This is a genomic window from Longimicrobium sp. (assembly GCA_036389795.1).
Classification (GTDB): Bacteria; Gemmatimonadota; Gemmatimonadetes; order Longimicrobiales; family Longimicrobiaceae; genus Longimicrobium.
Genome location: DASVWD010000285.1, coordinates 42,298 through 64,661, shown reverse-complemented (window position 1 = coordinate 64,661; position 22,364 = coordinate 42,298). Strand labels below are relative to the sequence as shown.

24 protein-coding genes are annotated in these 22,364 nt (G+C 72.4%); 14 read left to right on the top strand and 10 right to left on the bottom strand.

The window, feature by feature from the left end:
• Window positions 1-462: 462 nt before the first annotated feature.
• Both VF746_32125 and VF746_32120 read left to right on the top strand, forming a co-directional pair.
• Complete coding sequence (locus tag VF746_32125) at window positions 463-642, top strand: hypothetical protein (GenBank protein ID HEX8697111.1); 180 nt, start codon at window positions 463-465, stop codon at window positions 640-642.
• A 180-nt stretch (window positions 643-822) separates the two neighbouring features.
• A complete protein-coding gene (locus VF746_32120; GenBank protein ID HEX8697110.1) occupies window positions 823-999 on the top strand; it encodes a hypothetical protein in 177 nt (58 codons plus the stop codon).
• Window positions 1,000-1,042: 43 nt separating this feature from the next.
• Here the strand turns inward: VF746_32120 and VF746_32115 are convergent, their stop codons facing one another.
• From VF746_32115 to VF746_32105, 3 genes are all read right to left on the bottom strand, one after another.
• Window positions 1,043-1,987, bottom strand: coding sequence for an EamA family transporter (locus tag VF746_32115; protein ID HEX8697109.1), 945 nt, complete (start codon window positions 1,985-1,987; stop codon window positions 1,043-1,045).
• A 289-nt stretch (window positions 1,988-2,276) separates the two neighbouring features.
• Window positions 2,277-3,065, bottom strand: coding sequence for an alpha/beta hydrolase (locus tag VF746_32110; GenBank protein HEX8697108.1), 789 nt, complete (start codon window positions 3,063-3,065; stop codon window positions 2,277-2,279).
• Window positions 3,066-3,176: 111 nt separating this feature from the next.
• Window positions 3,177-4,025, bottom strand: a complete 849-nt coding sequence (locus VF746_32105) for an alpha/beta fold hydrolase (GenBank protein HEX8697107.1) — start codon at window positions 4,023-4,025, stop codon at window positions 3,177-3,179.
• Window positions 4,026-4,193: 168 nt separating this feature from the next.
• Here VF746_32105 and VF746_32100 point away from each other — a divergent pair, with 168 nt between their 5' ends.
• Both VF746_32100 and VF746_32095 read left to right on the top strand, forming a co-directional pair.
• Window positions 4,194-4,469, top strand: a complete 276-nt coding sequence (locus tag VF746_32100; GenBank protein HEX8697106.1) for a hypothetical protein — start codon at window positions 4,194-4,196, stop codon at window positions 4,467-4,469.
• Window positions 4,470-4,585: 116 nt separating this feature from the next.
• Window positions 4,586-5,935, top strand: a complete 1,350-nt coding sequence (locus VF746_32095) for a hemolysin family protein (protein HEX8697105.1) — start codon at window positions 4,586-4,588, stop codon at window positions 5,933-5,935.
• 197 nt (window positions 5,936-6,132) lie between these two features.
• Here VF746_32095 and VF746_32090 read toward each other — a convergent pair whose 3' ends face one another.
• Both VF746_32090 and VF746_32085 read right to left on the bottom strand, forming a co-directional pair.
• Entirely contained in the window at window positions 6,133-6,471 is a 339-nt protein-coding gene (locus VF746_32090; GenBank protein HEX8697104.1) for a hypothetical protein, read from the bottom strand.
• A 297-nt stretch (window positions 6,472-6,768) separates the two neighbouring features.
• A complete protein-coding gene (locus tag VF746_32085) occupies window positions 6,769-7,113 on the bottom strand; it encodes a hypothetical protein (GenBank protein HEX8697103.1) in 345 nt (114 codons plus the stop codon).
• Between the two features lie 239 nt (window positions 7,114-7,352).
• Here VF746_32085 and VF746_32080 point away from each other — a divergent pair, with 239 nt between their 5' ends.
• The 5 genes from VF746_32080 to VF746_32060 all read left to right on the top strand — a co-directional run bounded on the left by VF746_32080 (window position 7,353) and on the right by VF746_32060 (window position 11,308).
• Window positions 7,353-8,477: a tetratricopeptide repeat protein gene (locus tag VF746_32080; protein ID HEX8697102.1), complete on the top strand. Its 1,125-nt coding sequence runs from the start codon at window positions 7,353-7,355 to the stop codon at window positions 8,475-8,477.
• 115 nt (window positions 8,478-8,592) lie between these two features.
• On the top strand, window positions 8,593-9,621 hold the full coding sequence (locus VF746_32075; GenBank protein ID HEX8697101.1) for a tetratricopeptide repeat protein: 1,029 nt from the start codon (window positions 8,593-8,595) through the stop codon (window positions 9,619-9,621).
• A 104-nt stretch (window positions 9,622-9,725) separates the two neighbouring features.
• The gene (locus VF746_32070; protein ID HEX8697100.1) at window positions 9,726-10,379 is read left to right on the top strand and encodes a zinc ribbon domain-containing protein; all 654 of its coding nucleotides are present in this window, start codon (window positions 9,726-9,728) and stop codon (window positions 10,377-10,379) included.
• Window positions 10,380-10,442: 63 nt separating this feature from the next.
• Entirely contained in the window at window positions 10,443-10,856 is a 414-nt protein-coding gene (locus tag VF746_32065; protein ID HEX8697099.1) for a cytochrome c, read from the top strand.
• Between the two features lie 38 nt (window positions 10,857-10,894).
• Entirely contained in the window at window positions 10,895-11,308 is a 414-nt protein-coding gene (locus tag VF746_32060; protein HEX8697098.1) for a hypothetical protein, read from the top strand.
• A gap of 24 nt (window positions 11,309-11,332) precedes the next feature.
• Here VF746_32060 and VF746_32055 read toward each other — a convergent pair whose 3' ends face one another.
• Together VF746_32055 and VF746_32050 are read right to left on the bottom strand one after the other, a co-directional pair.
• Window positions 11,333-11,671, bottom strand: coding sequence for a helix-turn-helix transcriptional regulator (locus VF746_32055; GenBank protein ID HEX8697097.1), 339 nt, complete (start codon window positions 11,669-11,671; stop codon window positions 11,333-11,335).
• The gene (locus VF746_32050) at window positions 11,668-12,048 is read right to left on the bottom strand and encodes a type II toxin-antitoxin system RelE/ParE family toxin (GenBank protein ID HEX8697096.1); all 381 of its coding nucleotides are present in this window, start codon (window positions 12,046-12,048) and stop codon (window positions 11,668-11,670) included. The genes VF746_32055 and VF746_32050 overlap by 4 nt, the downstream gene beginning before the upstream one ends.
• Before the next feature lie 138 nt (window positions 12,049-12,186).
• Between VF746_32050 and VF746_32045 the strand changes: the two genes are divergently transcribed.
• The gene (locus tag VF746_32045; GenBank protein HEX8697095.1) at window positions 12,187-13,251 is read left to right on the top strand and encodes a 3-isopropylmalate dehydrogenase; all 1,065 of its coding nucleotides are present in this window, start codon (window positions 12,187-12,189) and stop codon (window positions 13,249-13,251) included.
• A 53-nt stretch (window positions 13,252-13,304) separates the two neighbouring features.
• Here the strand turns inward: VF746_32045 and VF746_32040 are convergent, their stop codons facing one another.
• The 3 genes from VF746_32040 to uvsE form a co-directional block, all read right to left on the bottom strand.
• The gene (locus VF746_32040; protein HEX8697094.1) at window positions 13,305-13,748 is read right to left on the bottom strand and encodes a helix-turn-helix domain-containing protein; all 444 of its coding nucleotides are present in this window, start codon (window positions 13,746-13,748) and stop codon (window positions 13,305-13,307) included.
• Window positions 13,745-14,095: a type II toxin-antitoxin system RelE/ParE family toxin gene (locus VF746_32035; GenBank protein HEX8697093.1), complete on the bottom strand. Its 351-nt coding sequence runs from the start codon at window positions 14,093-14,095 to the stop codon at window positions 13,745-13,747. Before VF746_32035 ends, VF746_32040 begins: the two co-directional genes overlap by 4 nt.
• A 145-nt stretch (window positions 14,096-14,240) precedes the next feature.
• Entirely contained in the window at window positions 14,241-15,197 is a 957-nt protein-coding gene (uvsE, locus tag VF746_32030; GenBank protein HEX8697092.1) for a UV DNA damage repair endonuclease UvsE, read from the bottom strand.
• 396 nt (window positions 15,198-15,593) lie between these two features.
• Between uvsE and VF746_32025 the strand changes: the two genes are divergently transcribed.
• The 4 genes from VF746_32025 (at window position 15,594) to tal (ending at window position 21,890) form a co-directional block, all read left to right on the top strand.
• A complete protein-coding gene (locus VF746_32025; protein HEX8697091.1) occupies window positions 15,594-16,577 on the top strand; it encodes a DUF2382 domain-containing protein in 984 nt (327 codons plus the stop codon).
• Window positions 16,578-16,672: 95 nt separating this feature from the next.
• On the top strand, window positions 16,673-18,112 hold the full coding sequence (locus tag VF746_32020; GenBank protein ID HEX8697090.1) for a gluconokinase: 1,440 nt from the start codon (window positions 16,673-16,675) through the stop codon (window positions 18,110-18,112).
• A 370-nt stretch (window positions 18,113-18,482) separates the two neighbouring features.
• Window positions 18,483-20,573, top strand: a complete 2,091-nt coding sequence (gene tkt / locus VF746_32015; GenBank protein HEX8697089.1) for a transketolase — start codon at window positions 18,483-18,485, stop codon at window positions 20,571-20,573.
• 183 nt (window positions 20,574-20,756) lie between these two features.
• A complete protein-coding gene (tal, locus tag VF746_32010; GenBank protein HEX8697088.1) occupies window positions 20,757-21,890 on the top strand; it encodes a transaldolase in 1,134 nt (377 codons plus the stop codon).
• Window positions 21,891-22,364 lie beyond the last annotated feature (474 nt).

Below are 22,364 nucleotides of genomic sequence, written 5' to 3'. Positions count from 1 at the left end.
GTGGCTCCCCGGCGATCAGGGTATGTCGTGATCTGTGCAACCGGAGTCCGTATCACAGCTTCGGAATGACAGATGCGGAGGCATCGATCTTGACAAAACGATCTTCTTGAATTTCAACGAAGTTCGCGCGTCTCCCATTCGGCCGTGCCACGTCCATCCGTTCGCGTCTGCGCCGCATTCATTGCATTTGATTTCATCCACTTACGACTCGTGCTTACGCCCGGAAGTGCACGGAATTGCTGGGGCGCGGCTGGAACAGTGCGGCGCACGGGCGCGGCGCGGGCGCCCCATTAACGCGGCGAGTGCATGTCGGCAAGGCGTTGACGGCGCAAAACGGAACCGGCATATTCGCCTCGCCTTTGCGATCCGGCGCGCCGCGGTGCGCCGGACCGCGGAGGATGCCGGGGCCGGCAGCGACGCCGCCCCGCCACGCCGATACCTACCCCAACGGGAGACACTACCATGCGCAAGATCCAGCTCAACCTCGACACGCTGAGCGTGGAGTCGTTCGAGACTGCCGCCCGCGAGGGCGGGATCGAGTTCCTCGCGCCGACGCAGGGCGGCGGCCCCAACTGCGCCTCCGCGGTGGACGCCTGTCCGACCGGGCGCGGCTGCACCGAGGTGGTCGGCCCCTGCGTCTGAACCGACAGGGTACAGGGGAACAGGGGACAGCCGACGGGTCGTGGCTGTCCCCTGTTCCGTTGTCGGAGGTCCGGCCCAGGCGTGGTGCAGCCTTTGCGCTGGGCGCGCCTCCCCGCGCCGGAGCACGGGGGGCGGGGCAGGACGCCCGCAGCGCCGCGTCCCCAGACCGGAGATCCAGCCATGCGCACCAAGCTCGACCTGGCAAGCCTGACCGTGGAGTCGTTCGAGCCCGCCGCCGCCGAGAGCGCGGCCGAGCTCCGGGCGCCGTCGAACCTCCCGTTCGATCCCCTCTGCGGGTCGGAGGTGGACGCCTGCCTCACCGCGCGCGGCTGCACCGGCCTGCCGCCGCGCTGCTGAGCGGAGAGAGACGGGGACGGCCGGGCGGTTCGCCGGCCGTCCCCTATTCCCCGTCCCCTGCGGTTCCCTGGTCCGAGCGCACCACCATCACGCCCGTGAGGGTGAGCGCCGCGCCCACCAGCGCCCACGTGGACGGCGTCTCCTTCAGCAGCACGGCGGCGGCCGTCATCGCCACCACGGGGGTGAGGTTGGAGAAGATGGCCGTGCGCGTGTTGCCGATCTTCTCCACCCCGCGGTACCAGATCAGGTACGCCAGCCCGATGGCGAAGAGCGCCGAGAACACCAGCCCGCCCCACGCCTCCCACCCCACGTCCCACCGCTGCGCCGCCGTGGCCGGCACCCCCGCCAGCACCAGCCCCACGGTGCCCACCCACAGCGTCCACGCCGTGGTGGCCACCGAGCCGTAGCGCCGCACCACCGGCCGGGCGCCCACCGTGTAGAGCGCCCACACCGCCGCGGCGCCCAGCAGGATCAGGTCGCCCGTCAGCTCCTCGCGCCCCTCCAGCGAGAGCCCCGCCCCCGTCACCAGCGCCACCCCGCCGATGGAGAGCGCCGCCCCCGCCCAGGTGCGCCACCCCGGCCGCTCGTGCCCCGTGAGCGCCGAGAGGAGCGCGGTGAAGATCGGCGTCACCGCCAGCATCAGGCTGGCGGTGCCGGCGCGGGCGCGGGCGAGGCCCAGGATGAAGCACATCTGGTACAGCACGTTGCCGAGCAGCCCCAGCGCCAGGATGCGCGGCAGGTCGCGCCGCGCGGGGAGCGCCAGCGGCCCCCGGGAGCGCAGCACCGCCCCCACCGCCGCGGAGGCGATCACGAAGCGCACCGCGTTGAAGGCCAGCGGGTCGAACGCCGCCAGCGCGCGCTTGACCACGGCGAAGTTGACGCCCCACACCAGCACCATCACCGCCAGCGCCGTCTCGGTCCACCCCCACCCGGGCACCGGCGCCGTGGCCTCCGCCCCCACCATCGCGTCCGCCTGCTCGCGCTCCATCCCCGCTCCCCCGCATCTCCCGATAGACCGGCGGGGAAGGGCCCCGTCGCCCTCCCCCGCCGCGCTCGTGTCGGACAGTATTCTAGCCGCGCGCTCCCGCCCTGCAACCGCCGGACGGAAAAGACGTTTCTCACGCAGAGTCAGCAGAGTCAGCAGAGTCAGCAGAGTCAGCAGAGGAAGCAGAGGAAGCAGAGGAAGCAGAGGAAGCAGAGAGCTCATCACGGGTCGTGATTTCCTCTGCTACCTCTGCTTCCTCTGCGCGAGGCCTAGTGTTTTCCGGATCGGGAGATCACGGGTCGGCGGAGCGCGCCTCCGGGAGCACCTTGCGGAGGAACTTCACCACCGCGGCGTTGAACTCCTCCGCCGCGTCGAAGACGATGGCGTGCGCGCCCGCCGGGAGCACCACGCACCGCCCGCCCGGGAGCGCCTCCGCCAGCTCCCGCGCGAAGCCGCGGCGCACCACGGGGTCGTGCTTGCCCAGCAGCACGATCCCCGGCGCGCGCGCCCGCCGGGCCGCCGCCATGGTGTCGTGGCGCCCCGCCGCCACCCAGGTGCGCAGCCAGCGCCCGAAGCCGGCGCGCAGGTAGTTCTCGCCCACCGAGACGAAGAGGTCGAGCGGCTCGAACACCGGGTCCACCACGAAGCCCGCCGCCTGCCGCAGCAGCCGCCCGGGCGCCGGGTCGCCCGTGGGCGCCGCCAGCACCAGCGCCGTCACCCGCTCCGGCGCGCCGGCCGCCAGCTCCAGCGCCGTCTGGCAGCTGACCGAGTGCCCCACGTACGCCGCCGGCCCCAGCCCGACGGCGTCCGCCCAGCGGGCCACCCAGCGCGCCTGCTCCTCCACCGGCAGCAGCGGCGGCCCCTCCGTCCGCCCGAAGCCCGGCAGGTCCGGCGCCAGGACGCGGAACCCCGCCGCCGCCAGCGGGGGCCCGTTGCGCGCCCAGAAGTCCGCCGAGAGCCCCAGCCCGTGCACCAGCACCAGGCTCGGCCCGCGCCCGGCCTCGCGGAAGCGGATCTCGCACCCCTCCGCGTCCACCCGGTGCGTGCGGCTCCACGCCTCCGCCGCCTCCCCCAGCGTCATCGAGCTCACGTCATCGCCGTGTGGCACTCACGCACTTTCGCACTTTCGCACTTTCGCACTTTCGCACTTTCGCACTTTCGTACTTTCGCACTTTCGCACTTTCGCACTCCCTCACTCCCCCACCTCCTCCCCCGCCAGGAACCCCAGCACCGCCGCGTTGAACGCCTCGGCCCGGTCCACCATCGGGTTGTGGTAGGCCCCCTCCAGCACCAGCAGCCGCGCGTCCGGGATCCCGTCCCTGAGGATGCGCGCGTGCTCCAGGGGGACGATGCTGTCGCGCTCGCCCCAGAGGACGAGCGTGGGCGCCCGGATCCGCGGCAGGAGCGGGCGCACGTCGTCCTTCAGCGTGTGGCGCAGCCCCGCCAGCACGTTGAACGGGCCCGCCGCCAGCGCGTCGCGCCAGATCACCGGGAGGAAGCGCGGGTCGCCCCAGCGCCTGGGCGGCGCCACCTCCCAGGCGAAGCGCATCAGCATCCGCGCGTCGACCCGCCGCGGGATCCCCGCCGCGTCGGCCAGCACCAGGCGGCGCACCCGCTCCGGCCGGCGCGCCGCCAGGTGGATGGCCAGGTGCCCGCCCAGCGAGTGGCCCACCAGGTGGACCGGAGCGTCCGCCACCGCCTCGATCCACCGCGCCAGCACGTCCGCCAGCGCCGGCACGTCCGGCAGCGGCCCCGGGCAGCGGCTCCGCCCGAAGCCGATCACGTCCGGCACCAGCACCTTCCTCGTTTCCGCCAGGGCCGGGACGTTGCCCCGCCACCAGCGCGACGAGCCCGAGAGGCCGTGCAGGAGCACCACGGCTTCCGGCCCCTCGCCCGCCTCGACGGAATGCACCCGGTAGGTGTCGATGTCCGTGACGCGCGCGCGGTACCCCGCCGTGCGCCACCAGGCGCGGCGCGGCGGCAGGCGCGCGAGTCGGGAGAGCGGCGGGCGCGGCATCGGGGAAGCACGGGGGTCGGGCACCGGAAGGCTTCCGGGGAGCGCGCCGGGACGATCGCAAGCGGCGGACCGGAAAGCCGCTCCGGACGGTTTCGCGGAGCGGCGGAAACCACTATATTTCCCCGTACTCCCGGATCACCCGTTTCCCCTCCGCGCGAGGGATGCCTTTCGTAAGAGGAAGAGGAGGAAGATTTGAGCCGTAATCGTGACCGGAACCGCAAACCGCAGCGTTCGTCCGAGCTGGACGACGCCCGCAACGAGCTGTTCTCCCACATCCACCGCTGCGGCGTCCTCGGCTCCAGCGAGGAGCAGCAGGTGGAGTGGATGAAGGATACCATCGAGTTCCTGGGCGAGCGCTATCCGTCGCTCAAGCCCGAGGAGCTCAAGGAGCTGGAGTCCATCGGCCTGCGCTTCTGCCGGCCGGTGATCGGCAGCTCCGGCGCCGGCGCCGCCACCGCGGCGGCCTGAGGCGCCACGCGCGGCCGGGCCGGGGGAAGGGCCGCACCACCAGCCCTTTCCCGCTGCAGCCCGTCCGCGTGAGCGGGTCCCCGACGTCCGGGGTCCCGGGCCCGTCCTGACCTTCCATGGACCCCGACCCGAGTAGTTTCCCCCTTTTCATAGCGCTGGCGCTGATCGCGGCGAACGCCTTCCTGGTGGCCGCCGAGTTCGCCCTCATCGCCGTCCGCCGCAACCGCATCGAACAGAACGTACGCCTGGGCGACCCCCGCTCGGCGCGCGTGCTCCCCTCGCTCGACCGCCTGGAGGAGCTGGTGTTCGCCGCGCAGCTGGGGCGCAGCCTGGCCTCGGTGCTGCTGGGCTACTACGCCGTGCGCGCCGCGCGCGACTGGCTGGAGCCGCTGGGCGTGCTCCCCGTCCCCGCCCTCCTGCTGGCGCTGGGCGCGGTGGTGGTCCTGCACGCGACCATCGGCCAGCAGGTGCCCAAGCTGGTGGCCATCCACCGCGCCGAGTGGATCACCGCGCACGTCTCCATCCCCTTCCTGGAGATGGCGGCGTGGGTGCTGTGGCCGGTCACCACCCCGCTCGGCTTCCTGGTGCGCGCCGTCGTGCGGCTCTGTGGAGTCCGCACCAGCGGCTTCCACCCGCTGATGCAGACCCCCGAGGAGCTGCGCATGCTGGTGACGCACGGCGCCGACCCCGGCGAGATCGAGCCCGACGAGCGCGACATGATCCGCGGCGTCTTCGAGTTCGCCGAGACGGTGGCGCGCGAGGTGATGACGCCGCGCACCGCCATGGTGGCCGTCTCCGTCGACACCGGCTTCGACGAGCTGGTGCGGATCGCCATCGAGGAGGGGCACTCGCGCTACCCCGTCTACGAGGGCTCGGTCGACTCGATCGTGGGCGTGCTGCTCACCAAGGACCTCCTGCCGCTGCTGGAGAACCGGGAGGAGCTGGAGCAGACCGGCTTCGACCTGCGCAGCGTCCTGCGCCCGGCGTACTTCGTCCCCGGCACCAAGCGGGTGAGCGAGCTGCTCTCGGAGCTCCGGCAGAACAAGGTGCACCTGGCCATCGTGCTCGACGAGTACGGCGGCACGCACGGCCTGGTGACCATGGAGGACCTGCTGGAGGAGATCGTGGGCGAGATCGCCGACGAGTACGACGAGCCCGAGCCCGAGTTCGAGCCCACCCCCGAGGGCGACGTGCTGATCGACGGCGCCACCAGCCTGTGGGAAGTCAACGAGCGCTTCGGCCTGCGGCTGCCCGAGGAGGAGTTCGACACCCTGGGCGGCTACGTCTTCGGCACCCTGGGCCGCGTCCCCGTCGCCGGCGACCGGGTGGCGGCCCCCGGCGTGGACGGCGAGGTGGAGCTGAAGGTGGAGGAGACCGAGGAGCGCCGCGTCACGGTGGTGCGCCTCTGCCACCGCCCCTCGCCCACCGCCGACGCCGTCCCCGCCAGCGACCGGGCGGCGGGCTGACGGCGCCTCTCTGCTTCCGGAACGGCCTCCCACCGCGCCGGCTCCAAAGAACAGAAAGGCCTCACACAGAGACACAGAGGAACGGAGAACTTCATCGCGGTTCTCCGTTCCTCTGTGTCTCTGTGTCTCTGTGTGATTCAAATGCAGTTCGTAGTCCTCTGCTGACTCTGCTGACTCTGCGTGAGGCCCGGATGTTCTCAGCTCCCCACCGCGGCCAGGCCGCCGGCGCGCAGGGTGGCCCCGGCGGGCTCGACCGGCTGCACCTCCTCGATGAAGAGGATGTGGTCCTGGTTCACGACGATGTAGGGGAAGCGCTCGCCCGTGGCGGCGCAGCACACGTCGGTCAGCGAGACGAAGCCCTTGATGGTCGACAGGTGGTCGGCCAGGCGGGTGTTGGGGGCGCGGTGCATGTTGCCCTCCAGCACGCGGCCGGAGGTCAGGTGGAAGCGGTGCGGCTGCGGGCGCTTGTTGCCCACCAGGGACGGCGAGGAGGGCGCGGCGGGGCGCGCGACGGGAACGGCGGCTCGTGCGATCACTTGGGCCTGCGCAAGTGGGAGAGGGAAGACGATCGGTGCTCCCGGTGTCCTGAACCGGGCGGCGTCGCGGAAGGCAAGGGGCGGACCGCGCGTCTTCAATCGACCCAAGCGATTGTAAATAACAGACTTGCACGATCCGCGACCGAGCAGGAAGGGAAGAGCGGAGTGTCGGAAGATTCGACACTCCGCTCGCCGCAGGTGCTGGCGCGCCGCGGAAATCGCGAGGACCGGCGCGCCCGGGGCCGGCCGCCGTCCGGAAACTGAACGCGTCGCGGAAGCGTGCGGCGGAAGGCGGGGCTAGCGGCGGCCCGGGCCGGAGTCGCGGCCCGGGTCGCGGAAGACCTGGGAGAAGCGGCCGCCCTGCTGCTGCCCCCCGCCGCGGCCGCCCCGGGGGGCGTCCTCGTGGCGTGCGATCACCCGGTTGGCCACCGTGGCCGCCACGTGCTCGTCCATCGGCAGCATCTCGCCGTACAGCTCGATGGCGCGGTCGATGTCCACCTCGTCGCCCAGCATGTCGATCATGTCGAGGATGTTCGCCACGTGCGTCTCCACGATGTTCTCCTCGGAGCGCGCGGCGATCACCAGCAGCTTGCGCTTGGCCTCGGGGCTCAGGCGGCGGCGGCCGAACAGCCGGTCGAGCATCTTCCTCCTCTGGACTCGAAACGCGGGAAACCGGACAGGGGATAGAAATGTGCCGCCCCCGCCGCCCCGTCGCAAGCCCGGCGAAACTGTACGCGGGACTGGTTGCAGCTTGCGGCGCCGCTTATATTTGACCGGGCAGCCGCCGCACCCCGGCCGGCCCCGCCCCCCCAGGAGTTCCGCACGCGGTCGGATCCCCCGCCCGCGCCCGCGTGAGACCTCTCCCTTCAGGACAAGGCTGCATGGGCACCTCTTTCCTCAGCGCGGAAGAGTTCGACGAGCAGGCGCACCGCCTCTACGAGGCGGGCGACTACGACGAGGCGCTGGAGCTGCTGCGCGAGGGGCTGCGCCGGCACCCCGACTCGGTGCTCCTGCACGTGGGTCTCGGCTACGTGCGGATCGCGCGCGAGGAGTACGCCTGGGCGCGCATCTCCTTCGAGACGGCGCTGGAGCTCGACCCCGAGTACGAGGACGCCTGGGTGGGGCTCGGCGAGACCCTGCTCAAGTTCGGCCGCGTGGACGAGGCGCTCAAGTGCTTCGCCACGGTCGACGCCATGGGGCTGGCCGAAGACCTGGAGCTGGGGCTCACCATGGGGCGGGCGCTCTACCGCGAGGGGCTCTTCGCCGACGCCAAGCACCGCTTCGCCTCGCTCTCGGCCGCGCACCCCGAGAGCGCCGAGGTGGCCGCCGCCCGCGGCTACACCCTGCACGCCCTGGGCGACGACGTGGGCGCGCGCCGCGAGCTGCGCCGGGCGCTCCGGCTGGACGGCGACCTGCACGAGGCCCGCATCTATCTGGCGCACCTGCTGCACGACCGCGGCGACCTGGCCGGCGCGCTGCGCGAGCTGGAGCGCGTCCCGCCGGCGGAGCACTGGGACACCCTCTCGCTCTGGCGCTTCCTGGAGCTCAAGGCCTCGGTGGACCGCGCGGCCGACGACGACCCCGCGCTCGGGCCCTGGCGCGAGCGCATCGCCGAGCTCGAGGCCGAGCCCGACGAGGTCGACCACCTGCTGGCCGAGGTCGAGTCGTCGTTCGAGGGGGCCGAGGAGGAGGCCGAGAAGCCGCTGGAGCTCTCGGCGCAGATCGACTTCATCATGCGGATGCTGAACGCCCCCGGCGAGGGGCGCGAGACCGAGGTGAAGGTGCACCGCGTGCGCACCATGGAGGGCACGCTGTACGAGGGCACCTGGGACGACATCCTGCGCGGGATGCGCGACCGCTCCGAGCCGGGGCTGCCGCTGTCGGTGTACATGCGCCGCGCCGCGCGCCAGATCCGCGAGCGCACCGGGCGCACCATCCCCTGCGACAGCGCCGAGGCGTTCCTGAGGGCGGGCGCCCGCCTGGGCCTGCTGCGCATCGAGTCCTGAGGCGCCCCGATCGGATGCCGGCCCCGGCGCCGAGCCCCCCGCTGGCCGTCCGGCCCCGCGCGACCCGCGCGGCGGCCGGGCGGCCCGCTTCGTCTCTCCCCGGGAGGAGCGAGCCGTGAGCCACGACCCCGAGTCCACCCTGCGCCCGCTGCGGAGCGTGGCGCTGGACCTGGAGAGCCTGCGCGCCGGCGAGGTCCGCGCCGGCGCGGTGGTGCGCGTCGCCCGCGCGGCCGAGGCGGCGCTCCGGCGCATGCTGCGCGACGACCCCACCGCGCCGGTGGAGCTCCGGCTGAAGGCGCTCTCGCCCGACGACCTCCCCACCGACGCCCTGCTGGCCGAGCTGCGCCGGCGCGACCGCCTGCCGATGGAGCTGGCCGCCGCCTTCCACGACCTCTCCGCCACCGCCGCGCGCCTGGCCTCGGAGGGCGGCGACGCCGCCCCCCGCGACGCCGAGACCGCCCTGGCCGTGGCCGACGGGCTGCAGCGCCACGTGCGCGCCCACCCCGCCGACGCGCCGCTCGAAGACCCCGTGCTCGGGGCCGACGAGACGCTGATCCCCCAGCCGCCGGAAGACCGGGAGCTGGTGCACCCCGTCCCGCACGTCTCCCGCACCCGCCCCGCGTGGCCGTGGGTGGCGGGCGCCGCGGCGCTGGCGGCGCTCGCGCTCCTGGCCGTCCTGCTGCTCGGCGGCGGCGGCTCCGATGCCCTGCGCGACGGCGAGGCGGCGTACCGGGCCGGTCAGACGCCGCGGGCGGAGACGCTCTTCCGCCAGGCCGCGCGCGAAGACCCCGGGGCGCCGCTGCCGCACTACTACCTGGCGCAGATCTACCGCCAGTCCGGCCGGCGGGGCGAGGCCGCCCGCGAGCTGCGCGAGGGGCTGGCCGCCGCGCCCGAGCACCCGGGGCTCAACACCGAGCTCGGCTACCTGCTGCTGGAGACCGGCCGCCAGCGCGAGGCCGTCGAGCGCCTGCAGCAGGCGGTGCTGCTCGACTCCACCTCGGCCCGCGCCTGGGCCGGGCTGGTGCGCGCGCTGCGCGAGTCGGGCTACCCGGCGCAGGCCGAGCGCGTGCTGGCGCGCGCCCCCGCCGAGGTGCGCGCGCTGCTCACCGCCCCCGGCGCCGCGCCGGGCGCCACGCTCCCCTGACGCGCGGCGGTCCGCGGGGATACATTGCGCGGGAGCGCGCCCCCCGGCGCGCTCCCGCTCTTTCAACGCACTCACGCACTTCCGCACTCACGCACTTCGCTTCCATGGACGCACTCGACCGCCTGTACCGGCGGATCGCCGACGTGCTCCTCCGCGAGCCGGGGCATCCGGTCACGGTGGGCGACCTCTACCAGCACCTGGTGCCGTACCGCGCGGTGCGCGCCGAGCTGGCCTTCGCGGAGCTGGCCGAGTACGAGCACGCGCTGCTCAGGCTCCTCTCCGGCGAGCGCGACTACCTGGTGGTGGAGCGCGCCGACGTGCAGGAGGAGTTCCAGCGCGAGCTGCGCACCTCCAACCCGATCCTGGGGATCTACCGCGACTACGCGGAGGTGGGCGTCTACCTGAACCCCTACGCCCCCGAGGTCCCCGCGCCCGACCACGCCGCGCCGCCCGCCCCCGCGGCCGCGGAGCCGGCGCCCGCCGCCCCCTCGGCCGACGGCGACGCGACGGTGGCCGAGCCCGCGCCGCAGCCGAAGGCGAAGCCACGCCTGCGCTCCTGCCCCACCTGCCGCTCGGCGCTGCCGCAGGACCGCGAGGCGCGCTTCTGCCCCTTCTGCGGGCGGGCGCTCGCGCCGATCCCCTGCCCCGAGTGCAGCGCCATGGTGGAGCCCGACTGGCGCTTCTGCGCCTCGTGCGGGTGGCCGCGCGAGACCGGCGCCCCGGCGCCGCCCCCCTCCCCGGAACACCGCTTGCGGTAGCCGCGCCCTCCGAAGCGGGGCCCCGGGGGCGGGCCGCGCGTGGATCCCGGACGGACGGCGGTGATGTGGAGAGGTAGGTCGATCGGCTGGACCCTGGCGCTCGCGCTGCTGGCGGCGTGCGACAGGCTCGGCGGCGAGGGCGGCGCCCGCGCCGCCACCCCGGCGTCGGGCCAGGAAACGAGCTCCGCCTCGCGCTCGTCCGCCGACGACGGGTCCGACGGCGCGAAGCTCTACCGCCAGGCCTGCATCATGTGCCACGGCGAGGGCGGCCGGGGAACGCAGCTCGGCCCCTCGCTGGCGGACGCCGAGTGGCGCCGGGCCCAGGGCGGCGCCCCCGACCAGATCGCCGCCGTGGTGCGCGGCGGCGTCCCCGACCCCGGCGAATTCCCCGTCCCGATGCCCGCCCGCGGCGACGGCACCTTCGACAACGAGGAGGTCGCCGCCGTCAGCAGCTACGTGCAGTCCCTCTCCCGTTGAGCGGGCTCCCGGCGCCTGCTTCCCTCATCCCGAGAATCATGAGCGCTGAGACCCCGGACGATCCGGCGGCGCGGCTGCTCGGCGCGCTCGCGTACGTGCGCGAGCGGATGATCGATCTGGCCGTGCGCCTGCGCCGCCGCGCCGACGTCACCGGCGTGCGGGACGGGCTCGACGTCCGCGAGTTCCTAGGCGCCGGGCTGAATCTGGCAGGCTGGGTGGACGCGGAACTGGTTGACGAGCGGGCGATCTGCTTCTGGCTGGAGACCCGTCACGAGGAAGAACGATGGGTGGTGGAGGGCCGGATCCTGGAGCAGACCGCGCTCGGCCAGGAGACGAACGTCGACCTCGGCAATCGCGAGGCCGGCAGCCTCGACCAGCTGGCGGAAGCGCTTCGGGTGGCGTGCGACGAGCTGGTCGCGCTGGAAGAGAGCTTCCCGTTCGCGCCGGAATGACGGGCCGCCGCTCGCCAGGCGATCCTACGCCGCGGCGACCCTGATCCGGGCGCGATCCTCCGTCACCGGCTTCTCGCGGACGACGATTTCCACATCGCGGTCCAGCCGGTTCAGGAAGTAGATCAGCCGTTCCATCGAGAATTTCGACAGCCGGCCGCGGATCAGGTCAGACACCGTAGGTTGCGTGGTACCCAAGAGTTCCGCCGCCTGGGATTGTGAAATCCCCCGCTGCTCGATCAGAAGGGTGATCTGATGCACCAGTTCGGCCTTTGCGAGCAGTTCTTCGGCGTTCTCCCGTCCAACGTCGGCAAAGACGTTGCCGCTGCTGACCTCGTATTCGGGCACAGACTCTTTCTTCTTCATCTCTGCTCCTGATTCCGTGTGATCTCCTGGTGCATCCGGCGCGCCCACTGAAGGCGCTCCGTAACCAATTCCATCTCGTGCCTGGGCGTCTCGATCCCGCGTTTCGACTTCTTCTGAAAAGCATGCAACACGTAGACAGCGCTGTCGAAGCGCACCGTGTAGACGGTCCGGTACGTGTCACCGTCGAAATCACCCATTATCTCGAGCACGCCAGCTCCACTGAATCCCTTCAGCGGCTTCGCCCCTTCGTACTTCCGCCCCACCTGTGCGAGAAACAGCGCATACCCGAACTCGTCCTGAACCGGGTCGGGGAATGCTGCGAAGTCTCGCTTTGACGATCCGACCCACACCAGTGGCTTCAGCTGGCGCTTCTCCATGTTATATCAGTTTCAATATAGGCGACAGGGATTCTGGTCGTACAGGACCAGGGTGGATTCCGTGCTTGACCGCCTCGCGCGGGGCCGGGTATCTTCGCCGCTTCCTTTTCCACCCTCTCCCGAGCGAGCGGAGCGAAGATGGCGCGGATCGCGGTGATTCCCGGCGACGGAGTGGGCAAGGAGGTGACGCGCGAGGCGGTGAAGGTGCTCGGTGCGCTGGAGGAGCTGGGGGGCCCGCGCCTGGAGCTGGTGGAGTGGCCGCACGGCGCCGACCGCTACCTGGAGACCGGCCAGACCATCACCGACGCCGAGTTCGCCGACCTGGAGGCCAACTACGGGGCCGTGCTGCTGGGCGCGCTGGGCGACCCGCGCGTCCCCGGCAACGAGCACGCGCGCCAGATCCTGCTGGGGATGCGCTTCCGGCTGGACCTGTTCATCAACTTCCGCCCGGTGCGCCTCTTCCACGAGCGCCTGACCCCGCTCAAGGGGAAGACGGAGCGCGACGTGGACTTCGTGATCTTCCGCGAGAACACCGAGGGCGTGTACGTGGGGATGGGCGGCGTCTTCAAGCAGGGCACCCCCGACGAGGTGGCCGTGCAGGAAGACGTGAACACCCGCAAGGGGGTGGAGCGCATCGTCCGCGCGGCGTTCGGCCACGCGCGCGAGCACGGCCTGGAGCGGGTGACCATGTCCGACAAGGCGAACGCCATGGAGCACGCCGGCGGGCTCTGGCGGCGCGTCTTCAAGGAGGTGGCCGCCGAGCACCCGGAGATCGAGGCCGAGGCGCTCTACGTGGACATGCTGGCGATGGACCTGGTGCGCCGCCCGAAGCGCTACCGGGTGATCGTCACCGGCAACCTGTTCGGCGACATCCTCTCGGACCTGGGGGCGGCGCTGGTGGGAGGGCTGGGGCTCACGGCCTCGGGGAACATCCACCCGGGGCGCGTCTCCATGTTCGAGCCCGTGCACGGCTCGGCCCCCGACATCGCGGGGAAGGACCGGGCCAACCCCCTGGCCGCCATCCTCACCGCCGGGCTGATGCTGCGCCACCTCGGCCACGCCGCCGAGGCCGGTCGGGTGGAGACGGCCGTGCGCGCCGCCATCCTTGCGGGCGAGACCACCGCCGACCTGGGCGGCTCGCTCGGCACCCGGGCGGCCGGCGACGCGGTGGTGCGGCACCTCCGCTCGGGCGCAGGCTCCTGACCGAAGCCGGCCGGGACGCCGAAACACGAAGCCCCGCTCTTCGCGGGGCTTCGTCATTCCGTGCCGTAGGGCTTCAGCGGCCGCTCGGCGGCGATGCGCGGCCATCCCTGCCTGCGGAGCTCCTCGATGCGCCGGCCGTAGAGGTTGTCCGTCAGCGCCTCCGGGTGCCGCTCCGCCATCTCCAGCAGCCGGCGCGAGGGGCCGTCGGGCTCGCGCTGGCCCTGCTCCCAGGCGCGCACCGCGCTGGGGCTGGCGTTCAGCACCTCGGCGAACACCTGCTGCGAGAGCGAGAGGTTCCTGCGCAGCGCGCGGATCCGCGCCGGCGGATACGCCGGCGGCGGCTCCACCCGCACGTCGCGCGCGGTGATCTCCACGCGGTCGACGCGCACCCCCGGCAGTTCGCCCCGCTCGAAGGCGACCGCCTCCTCCAGCGCCCCGATCAGCGCGTCGCCGAACGCGCTCCCCTCGCGCGGCTTTCCCTTCCCGGTGGCCATCATCGCCCCTCCGCCTTGAGTGTTTCGACCAGCTGCCGCACGCGCTTCAACTGCTCGGGCGAGAGGTTCGCCTGCTGGTTCTTGGCGAACACCAGCAGCAGGTAGACCTTCTCGCGGACCTCCACGTACAGGTAGACGACCCGGACGCTCCCGCTCGTGCCGCGCCCCTCGAGGGCCGCGCGCACCTTGCGCACGCCTCCGCCATCACGGAGCACCGCGCCAGCGCGCGGATTCTGGATCAGCGTCTGCTCGAGCGCACGGACGTCCTCCTCAGTGAGGAGACCTTCCGCGCCGCGCTCGAACGAGGGAAGCCGTACGAACTCCAGGTACCTCGTCAGCGTCGCCGGCATGACTATAACACACGGTGATATAGTTGCGCAAGACCCTCGTGAACGGAGTGAACAATATCCACTTTGTTCGTTTTGCGAAACGTTCCGGCTGCATGGAGGCGCTGAGCCGCGCGGAGGCGGGCCCGTCAGGTGCTGGCAGAGAGGCTTATGCGGCGGGAGAAGAACCCCAGAGGCGGTGGCGGTCGAGGTCGGCGCGGAGCTTGAGCAGGGCCTGGTCCTTCCGCTTGGCCTCCAGCATCACGTCGAAGGGGGCGGGGCCCGCCTCGCGCAGGAAGGCGGCGAACTCCCACGGGTGCACGTAGTCGGCGTGCTGCGAGAGGAGCGGCGGGACGGCGACCTCCTTCTTCGCGCGGACCACGGTGCGCGAGTCGAGCCTCGGCGACGAGAAGTGCACCTTGGGCGTCACCCCCGCGGGCCAGGTGGCGAGCGCCGCCCGGACGGCCTCGCCGATCGCGAGGGTGCCGGGGTTGAGCAGGTGGTGCTGGTGGTCGAAGACGACGGGGACGCCCACGGCCTCGTGCACGCGCAGGCAGTCCTGGACCGTGTAGAGCGTCTCGTCGTTCTCGATCACCAGGCGGCGGCGGCCGGCCTCGGAAAGGCGGGGGAAGTTGTCGCGGAAGCGCGCGCACGCCGCCTCCTTGTCGCCGTAGGCGCCGCCCAGGTGGAGGACCACCACCGCCTCGGGCCCCTGCTCCAGCGCGTCGAGCAGCTCGGCCTGCGCGTTCACGTCGGCGATGCCCTTCGCGTTGATGGCGGGGTCGAGCGCGCTCAGCAGCACGTACTGCGAGGGGTGCAGCGACAGGCGGATGCCGCGCTCGCGGGCGGTGCGGCCCAGCCCGGCCAGGCCGTCGCGGCACTCGGCCACCTGGCGGTGGAACTGCGGCAGGTCGGGGTGGGTGCAGTACGGGACGAAGTCGGAGGAGAGGCGGTACATCCGCACGTCGACCTCGTCCAGGTAGTCGAGGATGGCGCGCAGGTACTCCATCGACACGCGCAGGTGCGGGCCCGACTGCCAGCGCCGCGCGTCGTTGCTCTTGAGTCCCTCCCGTCCCACCACCTTCACCGCGAACCCCAGCCGCCGCGGCCACGTGCGTGCCGGCATCGATCTCCCTTCGATGTTCGTCGAGGTACGGAGTACGAGGTACGGAACGGCGAAAGATCCCGGCCGTACCTCGTACCTCGTACCTCGTACCTCGTACCTCGTACCTCGTACCTCGTACCTCGTACCTCGTACCTCGTACCTCGTACCTCGTACCTCGTACCTCGTACCTCGTACCTCGTACCTCAAGCATAACCGCCTTGCACAAGGTTTGTCAAACACCTGTCCAGAGCAGAAACGGGACGGGCCGCCCCCGGCGAATGGAACGGGTTGTGCGACGGGTGACGGCCCCCGGTGAGCCGGGGCGGGCGCGCGGAGGCGCCCTCCCGACCCCCTGGAAGACGCGGCCGATGTCGTTGCGGCACCGGGAGATCGGCCGCCCTTGAGCAAGGAGGACCCATGCCCAACGAGAACCTGGACCAGGTGGTGCCCCTCAAGCAGCTCGACGACTTCAAGGTGGCCGAGGGCGAGCCCGACGTGCGCGGCTGGGACGTGGTGTCGGCCGACGGGCGGAAGATCGGCGAGGTGGAGGAGCTGCTGGTCGACACGGGCGCCATGAAGGTGCGCTACCTGGACGTGGACCTCGACAACTCGCTGATCGCCGGCGACCCCGACCGGCACGTGCTGGTGCCGATCGGCTACGCGCGGCTGGAGCGCGAGCGCGACTGCGTGGTGGTCGACAACCTGAACGCGTCGGACCTGGCCAGCCTCCCGGCGTACGACCACCGGCCCCTCACGCGCGACTTCGAGACCTCGGTGCGCGACAGCTTCGGCCGCGGGACCACGGCCGCGGGGGCGGCGGGGGCCGCGGGCGGCGCCGCGGACGACTTCTACGGCCACCAGTCGTTCGACGACAGCGGGTTCTACGGCGCGCGGCGGGGCGCGGAGGGCGAGCAGCGCCTGACGCTCTCGGAGGAGGAGCTGGAGCTGCAGAAGCGGCGCGTGCAGGCCGGCGAGGTGGGGGTGCACAAGCGGGTGGAGACCGAGCACGTGCGCGAGTCGGTGCCCACCATGCGCGAGGAGGTGACGGTGGAGCGCCGCCCGGTGACCGACCCGCTGCGCGCCGACACGCAGATCACCGAGGACGAGATCCGCATCCCGCTGCGCGAGGAGGAGGTGGTGGTGGAGAAGCGGGTGGTGCCGAAGGAGGAGCTGGTGGTGCGCAAGCAGCAGGTGGTGGAGCACCAGACGGTGGAGGCCGACCTGGCCCGCGAGCGCGCCGACGTGGTGCGCGAGGGCGGGGCCACGGTGCGCGACGACCTGCACGCGGCGGACCTGGACCAGGGCGCCGGCGGGCTGGGGAACTCCGACCCCACCCTGCGCCGCGACCCCGGCGAGCCGGGCGGGCTGGGGAACCAGGACCCGAACCCGCGCAACCTCTGAGGCAGGCCGGCGGGTGGGCGCCTCGCCGCGGCGGGGCGCCCACCCGCGTCTTCGTGGCAGGCGGGGGCGCCGGACCATAGATTGTCGCCCCGCCGATGCCTCTTTCCGCAGCCTCCCGCGCGCCGTGGGTCCTGGCGCTCGACGCGGGCTCGTCGTCCGTGCGGGCCGGGCTCTACGACCGTGCCGCGAGGCCGCTGGAGCCCGCGCCGCTCGCCCGCGTCCCCGTCGCCTGGCACACGTCGGCGGCGGGGGCGATGGAGACGGACCCGGAGGCGCTGCTCGCGGCGTGCTGCGGCGTCATCGACCGGGCGGTGGAGGCGGCGCGCGCGGCGGAGATCGAGGTCGCTGCCGTCTCCCTGGCGACGTTCTGGCACGGGGTGACGGGGGTCGGCGCGGACGGGGCGCCGCTCACGCCGCTCTTCGGGTGGGGGGACACGCGGGCGCGGGAGGACGCCCAGGCGCTGCGGGAGCGGGTCCACGCGGACGCGGCGCACCGGCGCACCGGGTGCTTTTTGCACGAGAGCTACCCGGCCGCGAAGCTGCTCTGGCTCCGCCGCACGCGCGGCGATACCTTCCCGCGCGTGGCCGCCTGGCTCTCCATCGGGGAGCTCCTGGGGGAGCGACTGTTCGGGGTGCGGCGCTCCTCTCTCTCCATCGCCTCCGGGACGGGCCTCTTCGACCTGCGCGCGCTCCACTGGGACGCGGAGATGCTGGACGTGGTCGGGGTCGGCGCCGACCGGCTGCCGGAGGTGGCGGAGGAGCCGTTCCGGGGTCTCCTTCCGGAGTTCGCGCGGCGCTGGCCGGAGCTGGCGGACGTGCCCTGGCTCCCGGCGCTGGGCGACGGCGCCTGCGCCACGCTGGGGAGCGGCGCGGTGGGCCCGGGGCGGATCGCGCTGACGGTGGGGACGTCCGCCGCGGTGCGGGTGCTGCGCGAGGGCGAGCCAGTGGTGCCGGACGACCTCTGGTGCTACCGGCTGGACGCGCGGCGCACGGTGGCGGGGCGGGCGCTCTCGAACGCGGGAAACGTGCTGGACTGGCTGCGCCGCACCTTCCGCCTGCCGCCGCCGGGGGAGCTGGAGGCGGCGCTGGCGGCGACGGTGCCGGGCGCGCACGGCCTGGAGGTGGTCCCCGCGCTGGTGGGCGAGCGGCCGCCGCTGTCGGATCTCGCCGAGACGGCGTCGATGGCGGGGATGACGCTCGACACCGCGCCGGCGGAGATCGCGCGGGCGTGGATGGAGGCGGTGGCGGCGCGGATCGCGGAGGCGGTGCGGGCGGTGGAGCGCGCCTTCGGGCCCGCGGCGGAGGTGGTGGCGAGCGGGGGCGCGCTGCACGCCTCGCCGGCGTTCGCGCGGATCGTGGGCGAAGCCGTGGGGCGGCCGCTGCGGCTCAGGCCCGAGGGGGAGGAGACGGCGCGCGGCGCGGCGCTGGTGGCGCTGGAGCGGATCGGGGCGATCGACGACGCGGTGGTATTCGCCGGTGGGCCGGGTGGATCGGGTGAGTCGGGCTCTGGTGGGTCGGGCCGGGCGGGCGAATAAATTCGCTGCAACGACCACACGAAGTCCGCCTGCGCGGACTACTGCCGACGGCGCGGGATAGCCTGCGGAGCGCGGGGACGGGCATCCTTCGGGCGAGGCAGGCCTCGCCCCTACGGGGATCGGCAGGCTGTTCCCCTGTCCCCTGTCCCCTGGGGTTGCATGAGGGATGCGCGCCCGGAGGGCCGGGACCCCGGAGCGCCGGGGGTTGGGCGCGGAGGGGGCCCGGCGCCGTTGGGCACAGCCGTACCGTGCCCTACGGCGCGCGCAGCCCGGCCCGGAGCGCAGCGGAGGGACATGCCAAGACTGCAGTGCGAAGTGCCGAGCGCGAAGTGAGAAGGTTCTCTCGACCACCCTCCACCCGCATCGATTGATGTCCGACGGAGCGACGGGGCAGACAGACCTCGACCTGCTGTGCATCAACACCATCCGCACGCTGTCGATGGACGCGGTGCAGCAGGCCAACGCGGGGCACCCGGGAACGCCCATGGCGCTGGCGCCGCTGGGCTACGTGCTCTGGACGCGGCACCTGCGCCACAACCCGCACGACCCGCACTGGTTCGGCCGCGACCGCTTCGTCCTGTCGGCGGGGCACGCGTCGATGCTCCTCTACTCGCTGCTCTACCTCACCGGCTACGACCTGTCGCTGGACGACCTGAAGAACTTCCGCCAGTGGGAGAGCAAGACGCCGGGGCACCCGGAGTACGGCCTGACGCCGGGGGTGGAGACCACGACGGGCCCGCTGGGGCAGGGCTTCGCCAACGGGGTGGGGATGGCGATCGCGGAGCGGCACCTGGCCACGGTGTTCAACCGGCCCGGGCACCCGGTGGTGGACCACTTCGTCTACGCGATCTGCTCGGACGGCGACCTGATGGAGGGGGTGGCGAGCGAGGCGGCGTCGCTGGCCGGGCACCTGAAGCTGGGGAAGCTCGTCTACTTCTGGGACGACAACCGCATCACCATCGAGGGCTCGACGGACCTGGCGTTCACCGAGGACGTGGCGAAGCGCTTCGAGGCGTACGGCTGGCACACGCTGCGGGTGGACGGCAACGACCTGGAGGGGATCGACGACGCGATCCGCGCGGCGCAGGCGGACGAGCGCCCCTCGCTCGTGGTCGTCCGCACCACCATCGGCTACGGCTCGCCGAACCGCGCGGGGAGCGAGAAGGCGCACGGCGAGCCGCTGGGCGAGGAGGAGGTGAAGCTCACCAAGCAGAACCTGGGCTGGCCGACGACCGACGCCTTCTTCGTCCCCGACGAGGTGCTGGCGCACATGCGCGGGGCCGTCGACCGGGGACGGGGGCTGCAGGAGGAGTGGGAGCGGCGCTTCGACGCCTACGCGGGCGAGCACGCGGAGCTGGCGCGCGGCCTGTACGCGGCGCTGGAGCACCGGCTGCCGGAGGGGTGGGACGCGGAGCTCCCCTCGTGGACCAAGGACGACAAGCCGCTGGCCACGCGCGCGGCGTCGGGGAAGGCGCTGAACGCGATCGCCAAGCGGGTGCCCTGGCTGATCGGCGGCTCGGCGGACCTGGCGGGGTCGAACAACACGCTGATCGAGGGCGGCGGCGACTTCGAGGCGGCGAGCTACGCGGGGCGCAACCTGCACTTCGGGGTGCGCGAGCACGCGATGGGGAGCCTGATGAACGGGATGGCGCTGCACGGCGGCGTGCGGCCGTACGGGGGCACCTTCCTGATCTTCTCGGACTACATGCGCCCGCCGATCCGGCTGGCGGCGTTGATGGAGCAGCCGGCGATCTACGTCTTCACCCACGACTCGGTGGGGCTGGGGGAAGACGGCCCCACGCACCAGCCGATCGAGCAGCTCCCGGCGCTCCGAGCGATCCCCGGGCTGGTCGACCTGCGACCGGCGGACGCGAACGAGACGGTGGAGGCGTGGCGCTTCGCGATGGAATACACGGAGGGGCCGGTCTTCTTCGCCCTCACCCGGCAGGCGCTGCCGCACCTGGACCGCGAGGCGCTGGGCGCCGCGTCGGGCCTGCGCCGGGGCGCGTACGTGCTGGCGGACGCGGAGGGGGGCGAGCCGGAGGTGATCCTGATCGCGAGCGGCTCGGAGGTGTCGCTGGCGCTGGAGGCGCGCGAGCGGCTGAAGGAGGAGAACGTGGCGGCGCGGGTGGTGAGCATGCCGAGCTGGACGCTCTTCTGCCGCCAGCCGAGGGAGTACCGCGACGAGGTGCTCCCGCCCGAGGTGCGCGCCCGGGTGGCGGTGGAGGCGGCGTCGACGATGGGGTGGCGCGAGTGGGTGGGGGCCGACGGGGCGGTGGTGGGGATCACGCACTTCGGCGCCTCGGCGCCGGCCAAGCGCATCTTCCAGGAGCTGGGCTTCACCCCCGAGAACGTGGCGGCCAAGGCGCTCCACGTGCTGGGCCGGGGCGAGGAGGGGCTGGAGCTGGAGGCCGGGCTGGCGGCCGCGGGGCCGACGCGGCACGGGGCGGATGAAAGATAGTGCGAAGTGCGAAGTGCGGAGTCCTTAGTGCTTAGTCCTTGGTGTGTTAGTGTGAACCCCGGGCGCCGAGCCGCGCAAAGGGTTACCTTTGGGACTCAGCACGCAGGACTCAGCACCTAGGACTTAGCACTAAGGACTAAGGACTAAATCACTTCCGCGCCGTTCAACCCGAGGGATGCCACGATGACCGACAGCAGCCGCCTGCACGAGCTCCACGCACAGGGGCAGAGCGTGTGGCTCGACTACATCCGCCGCGGGATCATCGACAGCGGCGAGCTGCAGGAGATGATCCGCGACTACGACCTGAGAGGCGTCACCAGCAACCCGTCGATCTTCGAGCAGGCCATCGGCGAGAGCGACGACTACGACGACGCCATGGAGTTCCTGGCCGGCGACGGCGCCGACGCCAACGAGGCGTTCGAGGCGGTCGCCATCGAGGACATCCAGCGCGCCTGCGACATCTTCCGCCCGGTCTACGACGCCACCGACGGCGGCGACGGCTTCGTGTCGATCGAGGTCTCCCCCCTGCTGGCGGAGCACACCGACCAGACCATCAGCGAGGCGCGGCGGCTGTGGGCGGCGGTGGGGCGCCCCAACGTGTTCGTGAAGGTGCCCGGCAACGACGAGGGGATCCCCGCCATCGAGCAGCTCCTCGCGGAGGGGATCAACGTCAACATCACCCTCCTCTTCTCGCTCTCCGGCTACGATCAGGTGATGGAGGCGTACCTGCGCGCCATGGAGCGCCGCGCCGAAGCCGGCGAGCCGCTGGACCGCGTGGCGTCGGTGGCCTCGTTCTTCGTCTCGCGCGTGGACACGGCGGTGGACGCGGAGCTGGACAAGATCATCGAAAAGGGCGGCGAGAACGCGGAGCGGGCGCGCGGGCTGAAAGGGCGCGCGGCGGTGGCGAACGCCAAGCTGGCGTACGAGCGCTTCGGGCAGGTGTTCGCGGGCGAGCGCTGGGAGCGGCTGCGGGCGAAGGGCGCGAAGGTGCAGCGGCCGCTCTGGGCCAGCACCTCCACCAAGAACCCCGAGTACCGCGACGTGATCTACGTGGAGGAGCTGATCGGCCCCGACACCGTGAACACCATGCCGCTGGCCACCATCGAGGCGTTCGCCGACCACGGCGAGGTGGCCCGCACGGTGGACCGCGACCTGGACCGCGCCCGCGCCGACCTGGCCGCGCTCAGGGAGCTGGGGATCGACCTGGACCAGGTGACGGAGCGCCTGCAGGTGGAAGGGGTGGAGAAGTTCGCCAAGAGCTTCCGCCAGATGCTCAAGGTGGTCGACGAGAAGCTCACCCGCGTGGCCCAGGCCTGACGCCGCACGCGCACGACGCCTGACCTCGAAGGGGCCCGCTCCGGCGGGCCCTTCTGCTTTCACGTGGAGGCACGGAGACAGGCGCAGCGGAGGCACCCTCCGCCACGCGGTCCTTGGCGTGAACACCGGTCGTTGTAATTTCCGTCACTTGCGTTGAGGCGTTATGTCCGTACACTTTGGGCCGAGGCTGGGACATGGATGGTGCGGCGCCGGTGCCACAACCGGACGTTCACGCCCCACGGATGCCGCATCTGATACCCGGCCCCGGAGCAGCTAAGTGTAACGAGGAGGTATAGATCGCACTGATCGCGACGTTTTGCTGACAAACGGCACGCCGGTTGCAACGTCCCCCCGCGCCCCTGGTACGGAAGCACGTCGCAGCTTCGGCTCAATAGGATCCAACCACAATCTCGTCCGCAGCGGGGCACCCTCAATGCACCGGAGGCGAGCAGCCTCCCGATCAGCAGCAGTCGG